The following is a 26,308-nucleotide window of genomic DNA, read 5'->3' as shown; positions in this document are numbered from 1 at the left end:
CGCCGGGCCTCGGCTCCCGGGCCCGAGCAAACTCGGCGCATCGCCAATCGCCCAGCTCAGAACCACACGCGCACGCCGGCGACCAACTGAGCATCGTTATTGTCTTCGCCCGCGGCGCGTCGGTAATCGGCCGTGTCGCCGAACGCGCGTTCCCAGGTCACCCCGAGGTAGGGCGAGAATTGCCGGGTGATCTCGTAGCGCAGGCGCAGACCGGCTTCGACCGTGCTCAGGCCTGCGCCGATCCCGCGTTGCGGATCGTCGCGGCCGTACAGATCGACTTCGATCAGCGGCTGCAGGATCAGCCGGTTGGTCAGCAGCAGTTCGTACTCGGCTTCGAAGTTCAACGCGGTGCGGCCGGCTTCGCCGATGTAAGCGGTCGCCGCGATTTCGAACTTGTACGGCGCCATGCCCTGTACGCCGAACGCGGCCCAGGTCTGCCCATGCTCGGGACGCAGATCGTGCTTGGCGCCGACCACCACGTCCCACCACGGCGAGATCGCGCGGCCGTACAGCGCTTCCAGGTCGGCCGATTCGACGCGGCCGTCCTCGCGCTCGCCTTCGCTGCGCAGCCACAGCCGGTCGGTGTCGTTGCCGAACCAGGCCTGGCCTTCCCAGGCTTGCGCGTTGCCGTGCTCGGCGTCGACCGCTTCGAGACGGTTGATCAACACGTAATGATTGAACTCCGGCGCGTGCTGCATGTGCAGTTTGATCGGGGCGAACGCGGCGGCACGATCGGCGTCGGTGGGCTGCGGGATCGGTTCGCGCGGTTCGCTGGCGGCGGGCTTTGCCTGATTCATCCGCGAATGGTCCATTTGCGAATGGTCCATCTGGCTGTGATCCATCGGCGCGGGCTTGGCTTCGGGCGCGGCGGGCTTGGTGTCGCCCATGCCGGCGTGATCCATCTTCGAATGATCCATCGTCGAGTGATCGACCGCGGCCGCGGGTTTCGCCGGCGGCTTCTGCGCGGCCTGATGAGCGGCGTGATCCATTTTCGAATGGTCGTGGCCTTGCGCCTGCGCGGCGCCGGCCAAGGCCAGGCCCAGACTCAACGCGAGCGCGCGATAGGGAAGGGACGGCATCGTGTTCATTCCTCGACCCTCACTTCGCGCATCATCCCGGCTTCCATGTGGTACAGCAGGTGGCAGTGGTAGGCCCAGCGGCCGAGCGCATCGGCGCGCACGCGGTAGCTGCGCCGCGTTCCCGGCGGCATGTCGATGGTGTGCTTGCGCACCTGGAATTCGCCGGCCTCGTTCTCCAGGTCGCTCCACAGACCGTGCAGATGGATCGGGTGGGTCATCATGGTGTCGTTGACCAGGACGATGCGCATGCGCTCGCCGTAGGTCAGGCGGATCGGCTCGGCGCCCATGAATTTCTGGCCGTCGAACGACCAGGCGAATTTCTCCATGTGGCCGGTCAGGTGCAGTTCGATCTCGCGGCTGGGTTCGCGACCATCGGGATCGTCGAACACACTGCGCAAGTCGCTGTAGGTCAGCACTTTACGGCCGTTGTTGCGCAGACCGATGCCCGGATCGTCGAGCTTGGGCGAGGTCGCCATCGCGCGCATGTCGATCAGGCGTTCGTCGCCCTGGGCGGGCGTGGCCGCGGCGCCGTGCTGCATCGCGCCGCGATCCATGCCGGCCATGCCCATATTCGCGCCGCAACCGCCTTCCATGCCTTTCATCTTGCTCATGTCGTGACCGCCGCCGCCCATCGCGCCGTGATCCATGCCGCTCATGCCGCCATGGCCCATGTCGTCCATGGTCAGCAACGGCCGCGGATCGTGCGGCGGCACCTCGGCCTGCAGGCCTTCGCGCACCGCCAGGGTGCCGCGCGCATGGCCGGTACGGCCGTTGTCCTGGGCGAAGATGGTGTACGCGTCCTGGCCGGCGGGTTCGACCAGCACGTCGAAGGTTTCGGCCACCGCGATGCGGAATTCGTCGACCGTGACCGGATGGATGTACTGGCCGTCGGCGGCGACCACGGTCATCTTCAAGCCGGGAATGCGCACGTCGAAGTAGGTCATCGCCGAGCCGTTGATGAAACGCAGCAACACCTTTTCGCCCGGACGGAACAGCCCGGTCCAGTTGCCGGCCGGCGCGGCGCCGTTGAGCAGGTAGGTGTAGGTGTTGCCGTTGACGTCGGACAGATCGGTCGGGGTCATGCGCATGCGGCCCCATTCGCCGCGATCGCGCAGGGTCGCGGCCAGCCCGCGTTCGCGCGCGTCGCGCATGAAATCGCCGACCGTGCGCTTGGCGTAGTTGTCGTAACTCGACATCTTCTTCAAGCGCCGGAACAGCGCCGCCGGGTCCATGTCGGTCCAGTCCGACAGCAGCAGCACGTGCTCGCGATCGAAGTGGAACGGCGCCGGTTCGCGCGGATCGATCACGATCGCGCCGTACAGCCCGGCCTGTTCTTGGAACATCGAATGGCTGTGATACCAGTACGTGCCCGATTGCCCGACCCGGAAGCGGTACACGTAGCTTTCGCCCGGATGGATGCCGTCGAAGCTCAGGCCCGGCACGCCGTCCATGTTGGCCGGCAGGATCAGGCCGTGCCAATGGATCGAGCTCATGCCTTCGGCGAGCCGGTTGGCGACCCGCAAGGTCACCGTATCGCCTTCGCGCCAGCGCAGGATCGGCGCGGGCAGGCTGCCGTTGACGGTGATCGCCGGGCGCGTATTGCCGGTGAAGTTGGCCAGCGACGAGCCGATCGAGAGATCGAATTCGGTCCCGCTCAATACCTGCGGCGCACCGGCCAGCGCGGGCGCGGCATAAGCCGAACGCCACAGGCCGCTGCCCGCGGCGAGGCCGCCGACCGCCAGGCCGGTGACGAAACGGCGACGGCCGGCATCGATCGATGCGCCGCCGTCGTCGGAGAAAAATCTGTTCATTGGGCTTCCTACAACTGGAAGAGTCGCGAATGTCTCGCGATGTGCGCAGGCTGCGACCCGTTCCCGAATGGATGGTCGTCAAGGTGCGCGAACGAACGACGCCGACGCGTGCAGGGTCGCGAGAACCCTCGCGAGGCTGCGTGAAATCTGCGCGGAGTCGTAAACCGGGCGAGACCCGGTAACGGCGATCAGGCGATCGGAGGTCGGATCGGCAGGCTCGACACGCCGTTGGGCGCGGCCGCTTCCGGCGGCAGGGCGAGCGCGGGGCCGGCCAGGGCCGGCGCCAGGCGCAGGGCGACCCGCACGATCGCGACCGCGTGGGTGCAGTCGCATTGGCAGCGGAACGTGCCGCAGCAATCGTCGGGCTGGGCCGACAGCGTGGCGTCCGTGGATTGCGCGGTCGTCGCTTCGGCATCGTGGTTCATCGCGGCGGGATTCATGCCCGCGTGGTTCATGCCGTCGTGATTCATGGCGGCAGGACCCACGCCGGCCGCCACGCCTTCGTGGCATTCGGCCGTCATCGCCGTCTCGCTGGACGCCGCATCGCTCGATACCGCCGCGACGGTATGCGCCCGATGCATCGCCTGCGCGCCGCCGACGGTCATCGCCGCGGCGGCGTAACCGTTCAGGCTGATCGAGACGATCAGCACGATGCGCAGCAGGAGCGAGAAATAGGTCATTGGGCGCCGGATCGAGTGCGGCACAGGATGGTGCAGGTGGACGCGAGTTTCAACCGTTTCGCCGACGCGCGCGTTAATGGATTGTGAGTCTTTGGCCTGCAATCGACCTGTCCACAGTAGGAAGGTTGTCGCTCCAGACGCGTCGAGCCCGGCCGTCAACGCCGCGCCGCGCAGGCCTCATTGGGCCAGATCGCCGTACTCGGTGTAGATCACCCGTTCGACCCGGCCGCCACCGATGCGATCGCCGCGTCGCAGCTCGCCGCTGCCTCGCGCCGGATGGACGAGTGGCTGATCCTCGATTCGCGCCGCGGCGGCAGGCGCGCTGATCTGCACGATCTGGTCCATGTCCGGCGCGGCTTCGATCCGATGCGCCGCGAAGCGCTGGCTGCCGCGGCCGAAACCGATCCAGCGTGAGGGCTGCGGGGTGCGGCCGGCTTCGAAGCGGCGGAAATGCACGATCCGGCGCACCGACACATCGATGTCGCGCGCGATCGGCGTGCCGCCGCGTTCGAAATGACCGCGATACAGGTCGGCCTTGAAATGCGCGTCGGGTTTGATCGTGTCCGGCAAGACCCAGCGCTGGGTCGGGGCGAGGGTGTAGTAGGTGTCCGGATGCGCGGCCGCATCGTCGCGATACTCGCGCAGCCCGTCGGCCGGCAGGTTCGCTTCGAAAATCAGCTGATAGTGATGCGGGGGATGGAACATCGGCAGATGCGACAGATACACCGCGTCGGTACCGACCACCAGCATGCCGTGGGTGTTGGGCGAGTCGGCGAATTCACCGGGCTGGGCGACGCGTCCCAGCACGAAATCGTCGCTGATATGTTCGTGCACGAAATCGCCGGCATCGGTCAGCGCGGCCTGCCATTGCGCGAGCTGCTTCGCGCCGAGCGCCAGCCCGTGCTCGTGCGGCTGATACGGTCCGCCGAGCGGATACAGCACGCCGGGCGTCGTGCTCATCTCGACATGCGCGCCGAGCACGCGCTCGACTCGATGCCGCTGCGCGAACGCAGTCAATCGCGCGGCGCTGGCCCGGTACGCGGCCAGATCGCGCACCGTCAGCAGCCCGGGATACAGCGTGTCGCCACTGAACAAGCTGGCGGTCTGCCTATCGTAGATCGCGATATGCGCCGGCTCATGCCCCGGCAGCGGCAGCACGATCAGTTCGCGATGGCCCAGGTCGAACGAAGCCTCGCCGTCGGGCCAGCGGTCCAGGCCGAAGACCATGGCGACCTGCTCGGGACGCAAACCGACGATGCGGGTATCGGGACGATCGCCGAACTGCCTGTCGCCGAAGACGTGATCGCGATGACTGTGGGTGTGGGCGACGATCAGCGGCATCGAACTCAGACCGCGCTCGCGCTGCCATTGCGCCAGCAGATCGTCGACGACTTGGCGCAGCGGCAACGAATTGTCGATCTCCGGCTCGGCGCCGGTGTCCAGCAGCAAGGCGCGTTCGTCGCCGGCGATCAGGTACAGAAACGGCGCTTCGAAGTTGCTGGCCCTGGATTGGCGCAGCACCCACAGGCCCGGCGCGGCCGGCTGCACCTGCAAGGGAGGTTCGTCGCCGGCGCCGTGGATCCAGGCAGAGGGCAGGGCAACGGTGGCGGCCCAGGCCGGCGATGCCGCGGCCAGCACCAACGAAAACAGCAAACGCGACAGCACGGTCATGACGGTTCGGCAAGCGGCGAGGCCGGGATTATCGGCCATCGCGGGACGCAGTGGCCGATTTGCCGCATCGAGTCGGACGCGCGAACCGTTGAGCCGGACGCGCGTGCTGTCGTGCAACACGCATCGTCCGCGTCTGACCGGGGACTACCAACCAGCCCACATCCGGAATGTGAACCCGTCCGGGTAAAAGGAAGCACCGAAAAACAAGCCGTTGACAGCGCTGTCATAGGAAGACAGCTTCGGCCGCGAACCCGGCGCGGCGCTGTTTCGCGCGGGTCCGTCCCCCTTCAGGAGCGCACCATGAACTTCGCACGCGCATACGCAGTGTCCGCCGCGGCCTTGATCGCCGCCGGCGTCTGCTTGTCGCCACAGACCGCGCAAGCCCAGACCCTGGTCTGGGAAGACAATTTCAACGGCCCCTCGATCGACGGCGAAAAATGGATCTACGACGTCGGCGACGGCTGCCAGATCGGCCTGTGCGGCTGGGGCAACAACGAATTGCAGTACTACACCAGCCGCCCGGAAAACGCGCGCATCGAGAACGGCAGCCTGGTGATCGAAGCGCGGCGCGAGAATTTCGGCAGCCGCGGCTTCACCTCGGCGCGCCTGAAGACCGAAGGCCGCATGCACTTCAAGTACGGCACGCTGGAAGCGCGGATCAAGGTGCCCGACCTGCGCAACGGCCTGTGGCCGGCGTACTGGATGCTCGGCACCACCGGCAACTGGCCGGCGCGCGGCGAGATCGATCTGCTGGAAATGGGCTCGGCCGCGGCCATCGCCGCCAACATGACCAACCGCCGCGTCGGCGCGGCGGTGCATTGGGACTATCGGGGATCGCAGGCCGACTTCGGCCAGGATTTCAACAGCGGCAGCGACCTCAACGGCGGCTTCCATACCTATCGCCTGACCTGGGACCCGCAGTTCGTGCGCGTGTCGATCGACGGCCAGCAGTTCTTCGAGTTCGCCATTTCCAATATCGAAGGCGCGTCGCTGCATGAATTCCATGCGCCGTACTTCCTGCTGCTCAATCTCGCGGTCGGCGGCAACTACACCGGCATTCCCAACGCCAGCGGCATCACCGCGCCCTTGCCCGGGCGCATGGAGATCGACTACATCCGCCTGTACCAGAACCCGGGCAGCAGCCTGTACACCGGCGCCAATCCGCCCAGCGGCAAGTTCGGCGTGTTCACCGAACGCAACGACATGAACGCACGTCTGAACTACAACGGCGATGCGAACCTGTACCTGTGGAACAACCTCACCCCGATCGCGGCGTCGCCGTTCGAAGGCAGCCAGCTGATGGCGTACCGCGCCAACGCCGGAGCCTGGTACGGGCTGGGCGTGGCCACCGACTATAAGAACATGAGCCGCTTCGCGCCCGGCAAATTGAAGTTCCACATGCGCACGACCACGCCGTCGATCTTCAAGATCGGTATCAGCACCTCATTCGGCGACAGTTGGATCGATTTCGTCAACGGCGGCCAGCAATACGGCCTGGTGCGCGACGGCCAATGGCATGAGGTCAGCATTCCGTTCAGCGCCTTCCACGACCTGGACCTGCATGCGGTGAAGCAGATGTTCATGCTGGTGTCCGATCCGCCGGGCAGCAACGTCGAGGTGTTCATCGACAATGTCTACTACCAAGACTTGTGAGTCGGAGATTCGCCGCGACTGAGCCGGCAGTCGATCCCGCGATCCGCGTCGCAGTGCGAATATCACGCGCTGTGACGCGGTTCGCGCTCGGCCCGCTTGCGCAAGCGGCGAGCGCGGATTATCCGCGTGTGCGCCATCACACGCCATGCGCTTGCCGCATCGCAACACCTTGCCGATGCGGTGGGCTTGGCGTAGTTTAAGCCGCATCCCGACGGGCCGGTCCCGTCCCTCCTGCCAGCCGGCGTTCGCGCCCGCAAGCTCGATCACACTCAGAGCTTGCAGGTGAATCAGTGAACGCATTCCGTCGCGCGGCTTGCGCGCAGAGCTGTGCCCATTGCGGCGCTCCCCAATCCGATCGTGCCGCTTCGACAGCCGCGCAAGCGCGGTGCGGAGTCTGGCGATGATCGGCGAAGCGTATTCCTTGCATGGGGTCGAAGACCTCGCGCCGGCGCTCGCGCCGGCCTTGTCGGCGGTCGCGTCCACGACGGGCGCGGCCTTGCTGTCGAACTATCAGCCGCGCGATTCGCTGTTTTCCTCGTCATCGACCCAACTGCATGCGCGCGGCGTGTTGCAGTCGCTGACGCGGAGCATCGACGACGACCTGGCCGGCGCCAGCGAGCGATTGCTGGCCTATGTCGCCGCAGAAACCGGCCGCTTGCCGATGCTCGGCGCGGTGCCGTTCGCCAGCGACGAACCCTCGCGCATGTGGCTGCCGTCGCAGGCGGTATTCGCCGCCGGTCGCGCGCGTCATCGCGGCGCGGCGCTGAGCGCGTTGAACGCGGAGCAACGGCCGATGCCGCGGGTCGAACCGGTGCCGGCGCCGGCGCAGTTCATGCGCAATGTCGAGCGCTCGCTCGATCGCATCGTCGAAGGCGGGATCAGCAAGGTGGTGATGTCGCGCAGCCTGCGCATCGCCGCGCGTGTGGACGTGCCGCAGTTGCTCGCTCAGTTGCTGGCGCGCGCGCCCGGCGCCTACACCTTCGCGATGGACCTGGCCGGCGCGGGCGGGCCGCAGGCGTGCCTGATCGGTTCCAGCCCGGAATTGCTGCTGTCCAAGCGCGGCGCCCGCATCGTTTCCAATCCGCTGGCCGGTTCGATTCCGCGCCACCCCGATCCGCAGGAGGACCAGCGCCGTGCGCGCGGTTTGCTGCAATCGGCCAAGGATCTGCACGAACACGCGCTGGTGATCGGCTCGGTCGCGGCGGCGTTGCGGCCGTATTGCCGCGAATTGCAGGTCCCGGCCACGCCGTCGCTGATCGCCACGCCGACCATGTGGCATCTGTCGACCCGCGTCGACGGCGTGCTGATCGATCCGTCGACCAGTTCGCTGCGACTCGCGCTGGCGCTGCATCCCACGCCGGCGGTATGCGGCTATCCGACCGAACGTGCGCGCGAAGTGATCCGCGAGTTCGAAGGTTACGAACGCGGCCTGTTCACCGGCCTGGTCGGCTGGTGCGACAACGAAGGCGACGGCGAATGGGCGGTGACGATCCGCTGCGCCGTGGTCGAAGAAGAATGCGCGACGGTGTATGCCGGCGCCGGCATCGTCGCCGGTTCGCAACCGCGCGACGAACTGGCCGAAACCACGGCCAAGCTCGGCACCATGCTCGGCGCGATGGGGCTGGCGCACGCGGCGGAGGCCGGCGGCACGCAGGGCAGGGCATGAGCGCGCAACCGTTCGATGTTGAGCCGACGACGCTGCCAGGATTCACGCCATGGCCGGAGGAATTCGCCGCGCGTTATCGCGCGTTGGGCTATTGGAGCGGGGTCGGGCTGTATCAGCGGCTGGCCCAGGTCGCCGCGCGATACCCCGAGCGCACCGCGCTGGTCTGCGGCGAACGGCGCTGGAGTTACGCGTATTTCGACGAACAGGTGCGCCGGTTCGCGGCGGGCATGGCGCGGATCGGCATCGGCCGTCGCGACCGGGTGCTGCTGCAACTGCCCAATCTCGCCGAACACTACGTCGCCTGCCACGCCTTGTTCCGCCTGGGCGCGTTGCCGGTGTTCGCCTTGCCCGCGCATCGCCGCGCCGAGATCGGTTATTTCGTCGAACACGCGCAGATCCGCGCCTGCGTGATCGCCGACCGCGACGGCGGCTTCGATTTTCGCGAACTCATGCGCGAGGTGCGTGCCGCCCAGCCGTGCCTGCGCGAGGTGATCGTGGTCGGCGAGGCGCAGGAATTCATCGCCTTCGACTCGCTGCTCGACGAACCGATCGAGCAGGCCTTGCCGGACGCCTCGGAGGTCGCGTTCCTGCAATTGTCCGGCGGCAGCACCGGCGTGCCCAAACTGATCCCGCGCACTCACGACGATTATTTCTACAGCGTCCGCGCCAGCGCCGAGATCTGCGGGCTCGGCCGGGACTGCGTGTACCTGTGCGCTTTGCCGGCCGCGCATAATTTTCCGATGAGTTCGCCCGGCGCGCTCGGCGTGTTCCATGTCGGCGGCTGCGTGGTGCTGGCGCGGCAGGCCGATCCGGAGTCCTGCTTCGGCCTGATCGCGCGCGAACGGGTGACCTGGACCGCCTTGGTGCCGTCGCTGGCGCTGGCATGGCTGGAATCGCGGTCGCTCGCGCGCTACGACCTGTCCAGTCTGCGGACGATCCAGATCGGCGGCGCGCACCTCGCCGGCGATATCGCGCGACGCATTCCCTCGACATTCGGCTGCCGCTTGCAGCAGGTGTTCGGCATGGCCGAGGGCCTGGTCAACTACACCCGCGACGACGATCCCGAGCACGTGGTGCTGAGCACCCAGGGCCGGCCGATCAGCGCGCACGACGAGATCCGCGTGGTCGACGACGAGGACAACGACGTCGCCGACGGCGAGGTCGGTCATCTGCTGACCCGCGGCCCGTACACGATCCGCGGCTATTACCGCGCCGACGCCCACAATGCGCGCGCATTCACCGCGGACGGTTTCTATCGCACCGGCGACCGCGTGCGGCGCCTGGCCTCGGGGCATCTGATCGTCGAAGGCCGAGCCAAGGACCAGATCAACCGCGGCGGCGAGAAGATCGCGGCCGAGGAGGTCGAAAGCCATCTGCTCGAACATCCGGCGGTGTTCGACGCGGCGCTGGTGGCGATGCCGGACCGCTGGCTCGGCGAGAAATCCTGTGCGTTCGTGGTGCTGCGGCCGCGAGCGGACGATGCGCCGCCAATGGCGCCGCGCGAGTTGCAACGCTTCCTGCGCGAACGCGGCATCGCCGCCTACAAGATTCCCGACCGGGTCGAGCTGGTCGCGGCCCTGCCGTATACCGCGGTCGGCAAGGCCGACAAGAAGGCGCTGCGCGCGCGATTCGCGTCGCCGGTCGCCGCGATTTCCCAATCTCCGATTTCTTCCTCTCTTCCTCTCAGCGAAGCGCAGTCATGACGATTCCCACCATCGCCAGTTACCCCATGCCCGGCGCCGAGTCGTGGCCGGCCAATCGCGTCGACTGGCATCCCGATCCGGCGCGGGCGGTGCTGTTGATCCACGATATGCAGGAGTATTTCCTTGCGTTCTACGACCGCGCCCAGGCGCCGGTGCCGGAGCTGATCGGCAACATCCGCGCCTTGCGCGATGCCTGCGACGATGCCGGCGTGCCGGTGGTCTACACCGCGCAGCCGACGCAGCAGAGCGCGGTACAGCGCGGCCTGCTGCAACCGTGGTGGGGGCCGGGCATCACCGCCAGGCCCGAACTCGCGCCGGTCGCGGCCGAACTGGCGCCGCGGCCGCAAGACACCGTGCTGACCAAGTGGCGTTACAGCGCCTTCGTCTCGAGCGACCTGCGCGAACGCATGCGCGCGCAAGGCCGCGATCAGCTGATCGTGTGCGGCATCTACGCCCATATCGGCTGCATGATGACCGTCGGCGATGCGTTCATGCACGATATCCAGCCGTTCCTGGTCGCCGATGCGGTCGCCGATTTCTCGGCCGAAGAGCATGCGCTGGCCCTGAACTACGTCTCGCGCCGCTGCGGCGTGGTCAGCGATCGCGCCTCGTGCATCCAGTCACTGACTGACGGCATCGGCCTGCCGCGCAGCCTGACCGCGCTGCGTACCGAACTGGCGCTGATCATGGAACTGCCGCTGGAGCAGATCGACGCGCAGGACAATCCGTTCGAGGCCGGGCTGGATTCGATCCGGCTGATGACCTTGCTGGAACGCTGGTCGGCGCGCGGCGAGCGCATCGGCCTGGTCGAACTGGCCGAACGCGGCAGCGTGTCGGAATGGTGGGATTTGATCGAATCGCGGCGGGCGGCGTGATGGATCGCGACGCACGCAACCCAGCGTCGTGGCCGTTGACCGGACCGCAGTTGGGCATGTGGGCCGGGCAGCAGCTCGATCCGGACAGCCCTTCGTTCTGGACCGCCGAAGCGATCGAATTGAACGGCGCGCTCGATCCGTGCGCGCTGGAAGATGCCGTGCGCGAAACCCTGAGCGCCTGCGATGCCTTGCATATGCGCTACACCCGCCGCGGCGACGAGGTCGCGCAGTCGCTGGACCCGCAACGCCCGGTGGTGATCGAGCGTCAGGATTATTCGAACTGCGCCGACCCGTGGCGCAGCGCCCGCGAGTGGATGAGCGAGGACCTGCTGCGTCAGGCCGATCTGGCCCGGCGTCCGTTGTTCGCCTGCGCCCTGATCCGGCTCGGCGCGGATCGTCATCTGTGGTATCTGCGCGCGCATCACATCGCCCTGGACGGGTTCGCCTATCTGCTGCTGATCCATCGCGTCGCCGAGCTGTATTCGGCGCGGATCGCGGGACGCGAACCGGCGCCGGTACGCGACTGGTCGCTGGAGCCGGTGGTCGCCGAGGAAGCCGACTACCGGCAATCGCAGCGTTTCGCCGACGATCGCGAATACTGGTCACAGCGCCTGAGCGGCCTGGGCGAACCGGTCACGCTGGGGCCGAAACGCGCGCCCGGCGACAGCTCGCATTCGCAACGCGCCATGTTGCTGCCGTCGCAGTACGCGCAATGGCAGGCCGCGGCGCGCCGGCTCGGCGTGGACTGGTCGGCCTGGCTGATGGCGGCGATCTTCGCCTGGATGCATGCGCGCAGCGGCGAACGTGATATCAGCGTCGGTCTGCTGGTGATGAACCGGCTCGGCTCGGCCGCGCTCGGCGTGCCGTGCATGGCGATGAACGTGGTGCCGCTGCGTCTGCGGGTCGATCCGCAACAAGGTTTCGATGCGCTGGCGCGCGCGGTCGCGGCGCAGTTGCGCGAGCTGCGGCCGCACCAGCGTTACAACTACGAATGGCTGCGCAACGATCTCGGCCTGGGCGACAGCCATGCGCAGTTGTACGGGCCGGTGGTCAACCTGATGCCGTTCGACCGCGGTTTCGTGTTCGAAGGGCTGCGCAGCCGCGCGCATCCGATTTCGGTCGGTTCGGTCGAGGATCTCGACATCACCGTGTCGCCGATGGCCGACGGCGTGCGTTTCGACATCGAGGCCAATCCGCTGGCCTACGACGCGGCCTGTCTGGCCGGGCATCACGCGGCGCTGTTGGCCTTGCTGCAGCGGATCATCGCCGAACCCGAGTGCCGCATCGAGGTCCTGAGCGGCCGTATCGCCCAGCAGTCGGCGGTGCGCGCCGCATGAGCACGCGTCCCCGCGCCCGCTTGCTGCGGGTGCTTCGCATCGCGCAACGCACGCCGCAGATGCGGCGCATCACCCTGGGCGGGATCGATCTGGCCGGGTTTCCCGGCGGCAGCGAAGGCGCGCATATCAAGCTGCTGTTTCCGGCGCTGGCCGGCGAAGCGCCGCAGTTGCCGGCCCTGGGCGAACACGGCCCGGTCTGGCCCGAAGGCGCGATCCGGCCGCTGATACGCACCTACACCGTAGCGCGCATCGATCCGGGGTTGAACGAACTCGATGTCGACATCGTGCTGCATGGCGACGAAGGGCCGGCGTCGCGCTGGGCGAGCGCGGCGCGGGTCGGCGATCCGCTCGGTCTGGCCGGGCCGGGCGGTCCCGAGTTGTTTCGCGCCGACGCGCAGCGGCATGTGCTGATCGGCGATCCGAGCAGCTATGCCTTGCTGTGCGCGGTGATCGCCAGGCTGCCCGACAGCGTTGATATCGACGCCTTGCTGGAAGTGCCCGACGCGAGCGAGATCCAGGCGCTGCCGCCGCATCCGCGCCTGCGTTCGCGCTGGCTGTCGCGCGACGGAAAACCCGCGGGCGCGAGTCGTTTGCTGCTCGATGCGGTGCGGGCCTTGGCGTGGCCGCACGGCGAATCGGTCTCGGTGACCCTGGCCGGGGAGAGCGCGCAGGTCGTGGCGATCCGCGATTTCCTCGCCGGCGAACGCGGCGTGCATCGGTCGATGATGTACGCGGTGCCGTACTGGAAGGACCGCTGGGACGAAGACAGGTATCACGAGGAACGCCATCGGATCATGGATGCGTTCGATGAGGCGCAGGCATGAGCGGTAACGCGATTGGCGCGGGCACAGGGGACTTTGCCGGCCGCGTCGCCGTGGTGACCGGCGCGGCGCAGGGCATCGGCGCGGCGACCGCGCGGCGGCTGGCGGGCGAGGGCGCCGTGCTGGCCTTGATCGATCGCGAAGCGGATTCGCTGGCCAGCTTGGTCGCGCGATTGCGCGCGCACGGCGCGACGGTATGGGCGAGGGCGCTGGACCTGTGCGATGCGGCCGCGGTCGAGACCGCCGTGGCCGAGATCGAACACGAGCTCGGCGCGATCGAACATCTGGCGCATGTCGCCGGCATCCTGCGGGTCGGCGATTGCCTGCAGCTCGATCCGGACGATTGGGACGCGTGCATGGCGGTCAACGCCCGCGCGGTGTTCACCACCACCCGCGCGGTCGCGCGATCGATGCAGGCGCGCGGTCGCGGCAGCATCGTCGCGGTCGGCTCCAACGCCGCCGCCACGCCGCGCGTGGGCATGGCGGCCTATGCGGCGTCCAAGGCCGCGGCGAGCCAGTATCTGCGCTGCCTCGCTCTGGAACTGGCGCCGTTCGGTGTGCGTTGCAATCTTGTATCGCCCGGATCGACCGACACCGCGATGCAGCGCGCCTTCGCCGACGACGAACAGGCGCGGCGCGACATTCTGATGGGCGTGGCCGAGCGTTATCGCCTGGGAATTCCGTTGCAACGCATCGCCGATCCGGACGACATCGCCGAGGCGATCTGCTTCCTGCTGTCGGATCGTGCGCGCCACATCACCTTGCACGACTTGCGCGTGGATGGCGGCGCGACCCTGGACGCCTGAGATCATCGGCCGACGGACTCGGCGAAACGGTGAGGCAGGGCAGAGCTTGGGTGAGCAAGGCGTCGCCGCAGCCGCGAGACTGCAACCGGTCCAGCCACGGTGACGAAGCGACGCCACAAATAGAACGGGCCGGCCCAGTTGCCCAGGCCAGCCCGTTTTGATGCGTAATCGAATCAAGCCGGGGTCGGCGCCGCCGCGGCTTACGGCAGGATGATGCCGCGGCTGTCGTCTTCGCCGACCACGCCGCTGGCGCTGCCGTTGTTGTTCCACACGATGTACAGGTACTTGCGCTCGCCCGGCGCCGGATCGCCGTAATCGCCGTTGTTGGCGAAGAACTCGCGCTGCTTGTTGGCGTACTGCTGGGTGACCTTGCTGGTGACGTCGTTGGTGCTGTTCCACACGCCGTAACCGGCGTAGCTGATGGTCGACATGATGCTGTCCTCGATCCGATGATGAGACGACTCGTGCTCGCGGCCTTGCGGCGCGAGCCGCACCGGCGTCGTCCTGGCCGGTGGTTGAGTCCAGCATCCACATCGCGGGGCGTGCGCACCTTTCGGAAACCTGACGGTTGCAAGGCCGGCGCAATACGCCCGCGATGTCGGGCACAGGCGCGCTGCGGCGACCTGACGACGACCTGACGGTCCGCAGTTCGAAGGCGCGCCGGCCATGACAAGCGGCCGGTCCGGCGGCTCGGCGCCGCGAAGGGCGAGCCGCTCCAGCGCGGAGCGACTCGCCGGTCCGAACGATGCTCAGCCGGACTTGTGAAGCATCACGCGCGGATCAGTTGATGCCGTTGATGAAGGTCGCACCGGTCGCGCCCGGATCCAGCCAGTTGCTCAGGCGGGTGGCGTTGGTGCCGCCGCCGGTCCACGAGGTGAACACGCGGCCGTACTGGTCGCTGCGGTTGGTGCCGGTGGCGCTGCAGCTCGACGGGCCGCCGTGCAGCTGACCGATGACGCGCTTTTCCGGGCTGTACAAGGGCGAGCCCGAGGAGCCCGGTTCGGTCACGCCGCCGGTCGGCTGCCACTGCACGTTCAAGTGGGTGGTGCCAGCGCCGCCGCCCCAGGCCACGAACGAGGTCGAGGTTGTCGACAGGCTGATGCGCTTCTCGGCGACGTTCGGATGATGGATCGCGACCGCGCCCGGGAAGTTCTGGTTGCGGCGGTCCCAACCGGCCCAGAACAGGTTGAAGGCCGGGTTGGCCGCGGTGCGCAGTTCCAGCAAGGTGAAGTCGGAATTGGCCGAGGTCGCGCGCAAGGTCGAGCCCGACTGGTTCTGGGCCAGCGAGCCGTTGCCGTTGGCGCCGCTGGCCGGGGTGTTGGGCGCGCGGCAGGTCGAGTTCTGATAATTCCAGTACACCACGATGCTGTTCGCGGCCGCGGTCGTGGTCATGCCGCAGTGGTGCGCGGTGAGGAAGTACATCTTCTTGTTGTTGGCGGTGTTGTTGACCAGCGATCCGGTGCAGGCCAGCGAACCGTTCTTCGAATACACGCCCACCGAGCGGATGATGTCGCTGCGGCTGGCGCCGTCAGGGCAGACCACGTCGACATTGCACGAACCCGACACGCCTTTCTCGCCGCTGGCCTCGGCCAAGCGCCGCGCGAGCGGACCGAAACCGACGTAGTCGTGATTGACCTTGGTCAGATGCAGCCTCAACTGGCCAGCGCTGGCGCGCGGCACCACCACTTCGATCACCGCTTCCTGGCCCGGGACGATCGCCGTCCACAACTGGCCCAGTTCGTTGTTGTCGCGGTCGCTGTACTCGCGGATCAGGTCGCGGTCGCCGCCTTTTTCCTGGGTCGCCGGGTAGATCAGCATGCGGCCGCCGGCCGGCATGTGGTACTGGGTGAAGCCGAAATTCAGCGACATCGCCTTGTCCGAACGGATGCGCTGGCGCCAGACCACGGTGTCGGCGTCGACGTCTTCCCACACGCCGGAATTCAGCGGGGTCATGTCGACCGTCATCGGCAAGGCGAAGCGCGGGATGTCGCCGCGCTTGTCGCGCAGACGATCTTCGGCCTTCAACTTGTCGACATTGACCGCCGGCATGATGCGCACGGCGACCTTGTCGAGCGAGGAAACGTTCGGATGTTCGAACGCGGCCGGCAGCGTCGCCGGCGCGGCGATCGCGGCGCCGATCGAAAGGGACAGCAAAGCGAGGGAACCGTACAGTCGTTTCATGGCTCTTTCCTTCCTTGAGTTAAGACGCAGGGATGAGACCTAGTCCGCGACGCAGGCATGCGCATCCGGCAAACCAGGCCGTGGAGCGGCGAGGCCGGCGATGGGAGTCGGGCGGTTGAAAGACGGTTGTTGAACGTCGGTTACGAAAGCACTCGATTGCGCGAAGCGCCGATGCGCGGCGACCTCGGACGTGACCCGGGTCTGGCGGCCACAACGCACCGTATGCCCGCGTCGCGCTGCACAACAACGCGAAAAATATCCGCGCGCACGCGGCTTCCGGACTCGTATCACGCAAGTGGAAACAAACTTGTTCAGGTACTTGCATGCCGCGCTGTCGCAGCCGAACACCCGAGTCCGCGGTGAGCGAAGGTGAACCAAGGGCGGGCATCGAGGCGGTGGCGACTGAACGGTGTTTCGTTCAATCAGGTGAACACGCACGCTCAGAATAAACGCTTCCTAGGGTAGCCCCGTATTGAATAGGTGCCGTCGGCGATGCAATTCTCGGGCCTGCGCGGGTATGCGTGACTTTGCGGTCGCCTGCCTGTGCTGAGCTGGATGCGCGAGCCGAATGCGCGAGCGCGCGGCACGACAGACGATGGCCTGAACGACGCGGCGCTTGAAGCGCGCCGCGGTCGAACGGCAAACCCGCAGGTGCGAGACGGAGACAGCCCCGATGAGCGACGAAAAAATCAAACCGCTGCCGCCACCGCCGCCGCCCCCTCCGCCGCCGCCGGAGTCGGTCAAGCCCCCGCTCAAACCTCCGGTCAAAATCGAGAAGCCGGAAGACGCGCTGGCGCAGGCTACTTTCGACAAGGGCGGCACCCTGCAAGGGCCGACCCATCAGCAGACCATCGCCAATCTCAGCGACAGCCGTCGCAGCGCGATCGATCAGGCCTCGCAACAAGGCCGAACCGGCGACATCAACACCATCAACCGCGCCTACGATCAGGCGCAGGCGCGACTGGATGCCGACAACGTCGTCGCCCAGGCCAAGCCGGAAGCGCCGACGCAAAGCCGCACCACGCAGACGGCCGATGGCGCGGCGGTGCGCGAAAGCACCTATGCCGACGGCACTCGCGTCGTACACACCGATGGGCTCGACGCCAACGGCAATGCGCTGGTCACCACCCAGGTCTTCGATCCCAAGGCGACCGGTCCCGCCGCCGCGGTGCCGCTGGAAAGCCGCAGCGTCGTCGACAACGGCGTGTCGACCGTCAGCGGGCTTCCGCAGCGCACCGTGCAACAAGGTCCTGACGGCAAGAGCGCCGTCATCACCGATGCCTACGGCGGTACCGCGGCCGATCCGGCGCGGATCGTGCAGCATGCGGTCATCCCGAACGAACAGGGCTATCAGGTCCAGTCGGTGACGCTGCGCGACAACGGCGCCGACGTCACCGGGCCGCAGCCGCTGCGGATTCGCGAAGTGTCCGCCGACGGCGCGACCAGCTTCGATACCGGCGAAGTCAGCAAGATCACCACCACCCCGGTGGCCGGCCAGCCCGGCGTCAGCACCGTGACGCACCAGTACGACGGCGGCTATCGCATGGAGTACCAGGTGCATGCGGCTCCGGCCGGATCGCAGGGCATCGCCGATGCGCAGCTGTCGCAAAAGCTGGTCGCGCAGGACGGAACCGTGGTTTTCGAACAAAAAGGCGTCGCGCGCACCGAGCGGGTCGGCGAAGACGGACGCAGGCAGGTTATCGACACCGCCGCGAACGGCAGCCGCACCGTGTACTCGCTGGGCGACGACGGCAAACTCGCCACGACCCAGGCTTACGACGCCAAGGGCGCGCTGCAGCAGACCACCCAGCATGAGTCGGTCAGCGGCCTGCCGGTCGTCACCGCTCGCGATACCACCACCAACGCCGACGGCAGCAAGGTGGTGACCGAGTACGACGCTCAGCGGCAGCCGGTCGGCGTGCGCCAGACCGCCGCCGACGGCAGCGTGGTCAAGGAATTGGGTTCGCTCAAGGGCGAGCGCATCGATCAGGGCAGAGCGGGGCAGGTCGCCGACGAGATTCTCGATCAGGGCGACCGCACGATGTGGCGCGACGACTACGAGAAGCGCCTGAACTACGCGCTGGACACGCTGCAGGACCTCGACCCGGTGTCCCAGCAGATGGTGCTGTCGGCGCTACAGGAAAAAGATCCCGGCATGGGCCAGTCGTGGTTCAAGACCGGCATCCTCGAGAATCTGTCGCCCGAGCAGATGACCCAGCTCGAAAACGGCGGCCTGGACATCATGACCGGCGTGCCCGGCACCAAGGCCGCCGATCTGCAGGCGATCAAGGACATCGATCAGTACAACGCCAACGGCGACAACTACACCGGCGAATACGGCGAACTGGCCGCGACCAGCGACGAACAGAACGCCGGGCAGTTGCAGGCGTTCATGACCCAGTATCAGGCGCGCGCGGCCGACCCCGCCGCGCAGGCGCGCTTCGTGGCGCTGTACAACCGCATGCACGGCGATGCGTTCACCGAAGGCTTCCTCAGCGACGAACACCTGGCCAGCGCACGCGACACCGGGGTGACGACCTTCACCGCGCAGACGGTCAAGATCGACGGCGACACCTACAACACGCTGATGGGCGATCGCCTGGAGACCGCGGCCGACAAGAGCCCCGCCGTGCTCGCCGCGCGCGACCGGGTGATGGACGCGGGTGTTCGCCGCTTCATGGTCGACAACCAGGAAGAACGGGTGCAGGCGCTGGTCAAGGAAATGGGCGCGCTCGATCCCGACGATCAGGCGGCGCTGATGCGGCAGATCGTCAAGACCGATCCGGATGCGCGTCTGAACTGGCTGCGCGACAGCATCATCAGCCGCGCCACCGAAGGCAACGAGGCGTTCACGCCGCAGATGCGCGAGCTGATCACCGATGTGCGCGGCAACGGCGAAACCTCGTTCATGGGCCAGTTGCAGGGCTTCGGCGGCGGGGTCAAGGACGCGGCGGTGGGCTTCGTCGTCGGCCTCGGCGCATTGGCCAGGACCGCGTACGACCTCAGCGGCACCGGCGTGCTCGTCGATCAGATCAGCGGCGGCAACGCGCCGGCGTTCCTGCCCAGCGCCAAGCGCGGCATGGAGACCGGCGAGGCGATGGTCGAAGGCCTGCCGCACATGTTCGATCACATCGGCAAGGCCTGGAGCGAAGGCCGCTACGGCGAGGCGCTCGGCAACGTCACCTTCGACGTGGCCTCGCTGCTTATCCCGCTCAAGATTCCCAAGATCAAACTGCCCGGCGCGGCCGGCGCGGTCGACGACGTGGCCCACAGTCCGCTGCGTTATATCGATCAGCAAGGCCGCCCGGTGACGCCGCCGGCAACCGAGCCGCGTCTGGCGACGCAAGGCCCCGACGGCGTCTACAACATCACCGATCTGCCGCCGCCGAGCGGCGTGCTCGGCGGCGCGCCGCAGCGTCTGGCGCTCGACGCGGCGCCGACCGCGGAAGTCATCGCCCAGCGCCAGGCCACGGCGATTTCGTTCTACGAACGCGCGACCGGCAAGCCCGCGGATCTTTCGCATGTGGCCGGCATCGACTTCACCCGCCCGGTGGAAGTGCGGACCTTGCCCAAGGGCACCGAGGTCTATCAGTGGCAGGTGCCGGGCGGGCCGAAGGGCAACTACTTCTCCTTCAGCGAAAGCGCGCGTCCCACCGACATCGGGATCGCCGACATCGGTCCCGGGCCGGGCGTGTACGGTCGTGTGCGCGATATCCAGGCTCAGCCGCATGTCGGCGTCGATCCCAAATACGCCGCGGAAATCACTCCCGACGGCATCGTGTCCAAGGTGTCCACGCGCTACGTGCTGACCGAAGACACTCAGGTGCTGGTGTCGACCGCGAACCGCATCGACGACACCTGGGCGATACCGGACAACACCCTGTCGATGCCGACCGAAGGCGGACGCCTGCAGATCTATGCCGGCAAGAACGATCCCTTCCAGCCCGTGGCCAAGGGCGTCGATCCTCCCGATGCCTTGCCGCCGGCCGGCGCGAGCGGCGCCTACCAGGTGCCGCCCGGCCGCTCGTTCGCCGACGACATGGCGGGCACCACGCCGCATCGCCTCGACGGCGATCTGCTGCAAGTCGCCAAACACGTCTACAAGGCCGACGGTTCCGCCCTGGAAGGCAGCTTCCGCCAGGTGGCCGACGCCGATCTGCCGGCCGGTTTCACCCCGGCGGATTTCAACCATTCCTCGGGCCTGCGCGCGGGCCTGTACACCAACGGCGAGGGCCAGTTCGTGCTCGCGTTCAAGGGCACCGCGCCGACCAGCCGCACGGCCTTGAAGGACATCTACACCGACGCCGCGCAGGGCTTGGGCTTCGACACCGCGCAATACCGGCATGCGGTGGATCTCACCCGTCGCGCTTATGAAACCTATGGCGAGAACCTGGTGTTGACCGGACATTCGCTAGGCGGCGGGCTCGCCTCGCAGGCGGCGATGGCGGTGGGCGGCGGTAATCTGCCGGCGATCGTGTTCAACCCGGCGGCCGTGCATCCGCGCAATCTGGCCCGCAACAATCCGCTGTTCCGCGAGGATGGCGGCGTGCAGCAGGCGCCCGACGGCGGCACCTTCGCCAACAGCCGCGACCTGGCGCCGTATTTCGCCGAGCAAGGCGGCATAGTGCGCGCCTACCTGGTCAAGAACGACGAACTCAACTGGTTGCAGGATCATATTCCGGGCATGCCCGACGCCCTGGGCCATCGCGAGATGCTGCCGCCGAAGTTCCCGGTCGGCCACACCATGGGTCCGGTCGAGGAGAGCTTCAACAAACGCTTCCCCGACGGCGTGCCCGAGATTCCCGCCGACGTCGGCCGCTGGTACATCGATCCGCAAACCGGGCAGTGGACGACGAAAGCGCCCGATCCCAATGCATCGGGCTGGCCCGATTGGCCGCTCGGCGGCGGCCGATAGAAATCGGCCCGCGCTGCCGCTGATTGTTGAGTCCCCCAATTCGCTTCCCCCTGCAAAAGGGGGCAGGGGGATTTGCTTTCAGCGCATCGGGATCCGCCAAAAGCAAATCCCCCGCGCGACAGCGACGCGGCGACCGCATGGTCGCGCCGGGCGCTCGCCCCCTTTTTCAAAGTGGGCATGATTCTCGTGGTGCGCGACGTTGTTTTGCTTTAAGCGCATGGCGATCTGTATCCAGAAGCGAATCCCCCGCGCGACAGCGACGCGGTGACCGCATGGTCGCGTCGGGCGCTCGCCCCCTTTTTCAAAGTGGGCATGATTCTCGTGGCGCGCGATCGGTAGCGGCGTGATTTTCGGAGAGCGCGATACCGTGCTTTTCCCCCCTTTGGAAAAGGGGGGCAGGGGGGATTCGCTTTTGCTTTTGCTTTTGCTTTTTCTCAGCTCAACCCAGCAACGCAAGCACCACCCCCGACCTCAGCACACATCACCGGCAATCTTGGCCGCCATCCCGGGCAGAATTCGGCGAACGCAAGCCCGAAGACCCGGCAGTCCGCATCCAGATCGCCAGTTGTCGGACTTGAAACCTTCGATCCGGAACCAGGATCGACCGTCGCGCCTACTCGACGACAGCCCCACCGACTGTCCGCAGCCCAGCCATTCATCCGTTAACCCAGGTACGAATGGACAACTGGGGACAGGACATGGACGACAGGAGCCTTGGGCGCCTCTCGCATCGGCTCGGCGTGGTCTGTCTATTGCTGATTGCCTGCATCAACGCCGGTTGTGTTTCCGGACGGACCTATCGAACCCAATTGCATACAAACGACTACTGCATCTTCAAGGCGAAGGGCGACTGTCCCCAGGAGTTGCTGCACCAAGTGGGAGAGACGCCTTCGTCGCCGTCGTCCGTGCCGGTCCTGATGGGCTACGTCGAATTCGACGACCAAGGCTATTTGCGCGATGCCAGAAGCAAGGACCGCTTGATCGAACACATCCGCGCGATAGACCACGATCGCCCGGTCCTCATGGTCGTCTTCGCGCACGGATGGAAGCACAACGCCGCGCCCGACGACGGCAACGTGCAGGCATTCGCGCAGTTCCTCGGAAAGATCGCGAAAGCCGATGCGGATGTCTGCAAGAACCGCGCATGCAGTGCGCGCCAGGTCGTCGGGGTCTATCTCGGCTGGCGGGGGCTGTCCAACAGGGTCGAACCGTTCAAGACCCTGACATTCTGGGGACGCAAAGGGCGCGCGCATCGCGTCGGCACCGACGGCGCCACCGAGGTGCTCACCGAACTGGCCAAGATCAAGGCCACACGGCCCGCCAATCGCCTGATCATCACCGGCCACAGCTTCGGCGGCGCGCTCGTCTACAACGCGCTCAATCAGTTGCTGATTCGCGACACCGCGTATGTCGGCAAAGACGGCAGGGTCGTACGCAACGTCGCCAACCTGGTGGTGCTGGTCAATCCCGCATTCGAGGCCGCACGCTTCAACGCGCTCCAGCGCAAGGCATCGGCGATGACGTTCACGCCCGGACAGATGCCGATCTTGGCGATATTCACCTCACAGGCCGATACCGCGACCAAGCGAGCGTTCCCGGCCGGTCGCGCGCTGGCGACCTTGTTCTCCGAGCACAGCACTGCCGAGCAAAAACGCCAGAACATCCAGGCGATTGGTCACTACGCGCCCTACCAGACCCACACCCTGATGCAGCTCGCCACGCCGTCGACGGTCGAATTCAGGGACTTCGCCTGCTCGTGGAAGGCTTACAGCAACGGGACAACCGATCGGTGGAATGTCGGAGCGGTTGCGCTCGCCCGAACTCCGGCAAAGTCTGAAAGCTCGCGGTCGAGCCTCGAGTCGGCCCGTTTCAATCCTTACATGGTGGTCCAGGTCGAGAAGGGAATAATCTCGGGACACAACGAAATCTGGGGCGACGAGTTTTCGGATTTTCTGTATCGATTCGTCGCGGTCCAGGGCTACCCCAGGAAATGCGGGACTATGGACAACGCAATGGCGGAGGAGTGAGTCCTGCATATGGGGCCGGTGATGGAGTTTGGTTTGGATCGGACGCCGAAATGATCGTGTCTGGCCTTCGCCGATCTCGAACGCTACTCGCTGCCGCCCCGCGGTCGAAGTTCGAAATCCTCGTCCCTGGATTGGCGGCAGTGGACGCGAATATCTCCTTGCGCGTGTTTCGGCCAGCAGATCCATAGCCCTTGCCGGAGTTGAACCGGTTCGCCGCCGCTGACTTTCAGTCCCGCATCTTGCGAAGCGCTGAAAACTCCGGCAACGGCCCGCGGGATACAACCTGGGCATCTCGCTCGCGCCCGCGGCCAGGGCGAAGCGCCACGCGTTCCGGCCGCTACCCGACCAACGGTGGCCGACCCGCCCGCGACGGCGCGTAGTTGATTGACGAACGCGGAGGAAGCTTCGCCGCGTTGCGCTCGATGCCGGGCATGAGCCGTCGGACAGGATCGGCGATCGACCTCGCGCATTCGACGCGATGCGGCACAGGCCTTCGCGACGGCGGAACAGCAAAGGAAGCGAAACGTCACGCAGGAGCAGCCACATGCCTTCGACCTTCACCAAGAAGCTGGCCACCGTCGCCCAGGAGCAGCATCGCAAGTTCTCGTTGTTCCGGGAGAACCAGAACCCCTTGTCCGCGCAGATCCGCCTGTACTGGACCGAACTCGGCCTGTCCTTTCCAGGCATAGGCACCGCCTGGTCGGCGGTGTTCGTAAGCTGGTGCATGAAACAGGCCGGCGCGACGAAAAACCAGTTCGGGTTTTCCGCGCGCCACGGCGACTTCATCCACGCCGCCATCGCCAACGCGCAGGCCGGGCAGGGCGTGTTCCTGGGGCGGCGCGTCGCGCAGTACGCGCCGAAGGTCGGCGACCTGCTGCACAACAACCGCTCCGGCAACAGTTTCGACTTCGATTTCGCCGCCACCCACCGGAAGTACGAGTCGCACAGCGCGATCGTGGTGGAGGTGGGAACCGACAACCGCGGCCGCTACCTGTGGACCATCGGCGGCAACGAGGGCGATTCGGTCGGCATCAAGGAAGTCCGCCTGACCTCCACCGGCCTGGTGAAGAATCCCGGCGGCCTTTACATTTCGATCGTGGAGACGACGCTGTGAGGTCGTTCCGGTACGATCGCCAAGTCGATCCAGGCCGTTCGCGTCCGGATCGGGCGCGAACGGCGGGGCCGCGGCAAACGATGGGATCTCGACGCGATGTCGATGTTCTCGACCGTTGTACGCGGGCACTGTCCGCACTGAAAACCAAAAAATCAGGCCTAGGGGGGCTGCGATGGGGAAACGATGGTCGTTCGCGAGCGCTTGCGCGCTGTGGTTGCTGCTTGCCGGTTGCACCGGCGCTCCGGTCAAGCCGGCACCCGGCGAAACCTCGCTGCGCGATTACCAGCGGGAGTGGTACACGCCCTCGACGGCATCGACCTTCAGCGACGACGTGCGCCGCTCCGAGGCACCGCTGACGATCTTCTACGACCGCAAGGGCAACCTGTATCCGTCCGCCGCGGTGCCGGTCGCCACCAACGAGCTGATCCGCGGTTTCGACGAGCGGCAGGACGCCGGAACGCTGCGCGGCTATTTCGCGCGCGAGGCCACATCCTCGGACACGGTGGTGCAGCGGCTCGCGCGCGACGCGGGCCTGACCGACGGCGCGTTGCCGTCGAGCCAGTGGAGCGAGGCGAACTGGCAACGCATCCAGGCCGGTTATCGTCGACAGCTCGCGGCCCGGATCGAGGCCGCGGCCGACGGCGCGCCGGTGGTGTTCGTCATCCACGGCTATCGCAACAACTATGAAGATGCGCGCGACTGGTACACGCCGCTCGACGGCATGATCCTGCAGCACGAGCCGCGCGCCACGCTGGTCCATGTGTATTGGGACGGCACCACGGGTTGGCGCTTCCTGCATCTGTGGAAGCAGGCCCAGTACAACATGGCGTTCATCGGGCTCGAGTTCCGCCGCCTGCTCAACGAACTGCCGGCGGACATGCCGATCCGCATCATCACCCACAGCACCGGCGCGCCGCTGGTGGCGAACGCGATGGGCGACGCGTCGGAAGCGTTCCGCGAAAACGGACGGCCGGTATTGCTCGAACCGGAGTATTACGTGCGCGCCGCCGGCGGCGACCACGCGGCCGGCGATGACGGCAGCTACGCGGTCAAGCGCAAGTCCCGGCTGCGCTTCGCCGCCGTCGCGCCGGCGGCGACGCTCGACACCTTCAAGCGCTACGACCTCGCGCGCGACATCGTCCCCGAACGCATCACCATGGCGTTGAACCCGCGCGATTCGGCGACCGGCAAGTACTTCCTCAACTGCGAACTCTATGGATCGTCGTGCATGGCGGTGCGGCCGGTGCAGACCTGCAAGCTGCTGGTCGGGACGTTCGCAGCGAGCGGCACGGATGTCGGGGTGTTCGACTTCTCGCGATCCAAGGTGCAAACGCCGGGCACGGCGCGCTTCTGGCGCAAGCACTCGGTGATGGCTTACTCGAAGAACGACCGCTGGACGCCGTTTCTGCGGCACTTGCTGACCGATGCGGACACGGCCTCGGACACCCAGGCGTTGTGCGCGCAGGCAACGAAGTAGCTGGCCGCGCGGCCATTGGCGGCGCTGAAGATTTCGCCGCGGCTTGAGGCGCCGAAACGGATCGACGCGCAAGCGAAGGGACGCCGACATCGGGTTCGGCGTCCCTCGACCGCGATGTGTGCGAACCGGCGCGGGCGCCGCGTCCGGTCTGAACCTGCCCGCCCGAAGGCGAGGCCGAGTGGCTCAGGCGGCGCGGGCGTCGTCCAGGGCCGCGAGGCTGGCCGGACGCATGTCGACCCAGTGCTGCTCGACATAATCCAGGCAGGACTGACGCTGGTCCGGGCCGAACACGCGCTTCCAGCCGGCCGGGACTTCGGCGAACTCGGGCCACAGCGAATGCTGGTTCTCGTCGTTGACCAGGACAAGGAAGCTGCCGTTGGTGTCTTCGAAAGGATTGGTCATGGTGTTCTCCGGTTAATGGATGTTGGAAAAGCAGGACGTTGACGAAACAGATGGCGTCGCCGGGGCGACGACCATGGGGAACATCCGCGG

The 26,308-nt window shown here is 66.8% G+C and carries 18 protein-coding genes; 11 read left to right on the top strand and 7 right to left on the bottom strand.

What is annotated here, in order from left to right; all coding sequences use genetic code 11:
* Positions 1-56 precede the first annotated feature (56 nt).
* The 4 genes from IEQ11_RS12590 to IEQ11_RS12575 form a co-directional block, all read right to left on the bottom strand.
* Complete coding sequence (locus IEQ11_RS12590) at positions 57-1,088, bottom strand: copper resistance protein B (RefSeq protein ID WP_191820651.1); 1,032 nt, start codon at positions 1,086-1,088, stop codon at positions 57-59.
* Positions 1,085-2,890 carry a copper resistance system multicopper oxidase gene (locus tag IEQ11_RS12585; RefSeq protein WP_191820650.1) on the bottom strand — a complete coding sequence of 602 codons (1,806 nt, stop codon included), beginning with the start codon at positions 2,888-2,890 and terminating at the stop codon, positions 1,085-1,087. Before IEQ11_RS12585 ends, IEQ11_RS12590 begins: the two co-directional genes overlap by 4 nt.
* A gap of 188 nt (positions 2,891-3,078) precedes the next feature.
* Complete coding sequence (locus IEQ11_RS12580) at positions 3,079-3,570, bottom strand: CopL family metal-binding regulatory protein (protein WP_191820649.1); 492 nt, start codon at positions 3,568-3,570, stop codon at positions 3,079-3,081.
* Positions 3,571-3,747: 177 nt separating this feature from the next.
* Entirely contained in the window at positions 3,748-5,241 is a 1,494-nt protein-coding gene (locus IEQ11_RS12575) for an MBL fold metallo-hydrolase (protein ID WP_191820648.1), read from the bottom strand.
* Between the two features lie 300 nt (positions 5,242-5,541).
* On the opposite strand from IEQ11_RS12575, the gene IEQ11_RS12570 reads away from it, so the two are divergent.
* The 7 genes from IEQ11_RS12570 to IEQ11_RS12540 all read left to right on the top strand — a co-directional run bounded on the left by IEQ11_RS12570 (position 5,542) and on the right by IEQ11_RS12540 (position 14,102).
* Positions 5,542-6,894, top strand: a complete 1,353-nt coding sequence (locus IEQ11_RS12570) for a glycoside hydrolase family 16 protein (protein ID WP_191820647.1) — start codon at positions 5,542-5,544, stop codon at positions 6,892-6,894.
* A gap of 400 nt (positions 6,895-7,294) precedes the next feature.
* A complete protein-coding gene (locus IEQ11_RS12565; RefSeq protein ID WP_191820646.1) occupies positions 7,295-8,560 on the top strand; it encodes an isochorismate synthase in 1,266 nt (421 codons plus the stop codon).
* On the top strand, positions 8,557-10,263 hold the full coding sequence (locus tag IEQ11_RS12560; protein WP_191820645.1) for a (2,3-dihydroxybenzoyl)adenylate synthase: 1,707 nt from the start codon (positions 8,557-8,559) through the stop codon (positions 10,261-10,263). Before IEQ11_RS12565 ends, IEQ11_RS12560 begins: the two co-directional genes overlap by 4 nt.
* On the top strand, positions 10,260-11,138 hold the full coding sequence (locus IEQ11_RS12555) for an isochorismatase family protein (RefSeq protein ID WP_191820644.1): 879 nt from the start codon (positions 10,260-10,262) through the stop codon (positions 11,136-11,138). Before IEQ11_RS12560 ends, IEQ11_RS12555 begins: the two co-directional genes overlap by 4 nt.
* Complete coding sequence (locus IEQ11_RS12550) at positions 11,138-12,475, top strand: condensation domain-containing protein (protein ID WP_191820643.1); 1,338 nt, start codon at positions 11,138-11,140, stop codon at positions 12,473-12,475. Before IEQ11_RS12555 ends, IEQ11_RS12550 begins: the two co-directional genes overlap by 1 nt.
* Positions 12,472-13,299 (top strand): siderophore-interacting protein, encoded by an 828-nt coding sequence (locus tag IEQ11_RS12545; RefSeq protein ID WP_191820642.1) that lies wholly within the window; start codon positions 12,472-12,474, stop codon positions 13,297-13,299. The genes IEQ11_RS12550 and IEQ11_RS12545 overlap by 4 nt, the downstream gene beginning before the upstream one ends.
* Positions 13,296-14,102, top strand: a complete 807-nt coding sequence (locus tag IEQ11_RS12540) for a 2,3-dihydro-2,3-dihydroxybenzoate dehydrogenase (protein WP_191820641.1) — start codon at positions 13,296-13,298, stop codon at positions 14,100-14,102. Before IEQ11_RS12545 ends, IEQ11_RS12540 begins: the two co-directional genes overlap by 4 nt.
* A 200-nt stretch (positions 14,103-14,302) precedes the next feature.
* On the opposite strand, the gene IEQ11_RS12535 is transcribed toward IEQ11_RS12540, so the two are convergent.
* Positions 14,303-14,533 carry a hypothetical protein gene (locus IEQ11_RS12535; RefSeq protein WP_036104330.1) on the bottom strand — a complete coding sequence of 77 codons (231 nt, stop codon included), beginning with the start codon at positions 14,531-14,533 and terminating at the stop codon, positions 14,303-14,305.
* A 349-nt stretch (positions 14,534-14,882) separates the two neighbouring features.
* A complete protein-coding gene (locus IEQ11_RS12530; protein ID WP_191820640.1) occupies positions 14,883-16,283 on the bottom strand; it encodes a trypsin-like serine peptidase in 1,401 nt (466 codons plus the stop codon).
* Between the two features lie 673 nt (positions 16,284-16,956).
* Here IEQ11_RS12530 and IEQ11_RS12525 point away from each other — a divergent pair.
* The 4 genes from IEQ11_RS12525 (at position 16,957) to IEQ11_RS12510 (ending at position 25,816) form a co-directional block, all read left to right on the top strand.
* Positions 16,957-21,198: a Tle-like phospholipase domain-containing protein gene (locus IEQ11_RS12525; protein WP_191820639.1), complete on the top strand. Its 4,242-nt coding sequence runs from the start codon at positions 16,957-16,959 to the stop codon at positions 21,196-21,198.
* Positions 21,199-21,896: 698 nt separating this feature from the next.
* On the top strand, positions 21,897-23,225 hold the full coding sequence (locus tag IEQ11_RS12520) for an alpha/beta hydrolase (RefSeq protein ID WP_191820638.1): 1,329 nt from the start codon (positions 21,897-21,899) through the stop codon (positions 23,223-23,225).
* Between the two features lie 544 nt (positions 23,226-23,769).
* Positions 23,770-24,339: a DUF2272 domain-containing protein gene (locus IEQ11_RS12515; RefSeq protein ID WP_191820637.1), complete on the top strand. Its 570-nt coding sequence runs from the start codon at positions 23,770-23,772 to the stop codon at positions 24,337-24,339.
* A gap of 172 nt (positions 24,340-24,511) precedes the next feature.
* Positions 24,512-25,816 carry a hypothetical protein gene (locus tag IEQ11_RS12510; RefSeq protein WP_191820636.1) on the top strand — a complete coding sequence of 435 codons (1,305 nt, stop codon included), beginning with the start codon at positions 24,512-24,514 and terminating at the stop codon, positions 25,814-25,816.
* 183 nt (positions 25,817-25,999) lie between these two features.
* Here the strand turns inward: IEQ11_RS12510 and IEQ11_RS12505 are convergent, their stop codons facing one another.
* The gene (locus tag IEQ11_RS12505) at positions 26,000-26,218 is read right to left on the bottom strand and encodes an MbtH family protein (RefSeq protein ID WP_057921677.1); all 219 of its coding nucleotides are present in this window, start codon (positions 26,216-26,218) and stop codon (positions 26,000-26,002) included.
* Positions 26,219-26,308 lie beyond the last annotated feature (90 nt).

This window comes from Lysobacter capsici (assembly GCF_014779555.2).
Taxonomy (GTDB): domain Bacteria; phylum Pseudomonadota; class Gammaproteobacteria; order Xanthomonadales; family Xanthomonadaceae; genus Lysobacter; species Lysobacter capsici.
The sequence above is the reverse complement of the archived record's forward strand: the minus strand, read 5'-3'. Positions and strand labels throughout refer to the sequence as shown.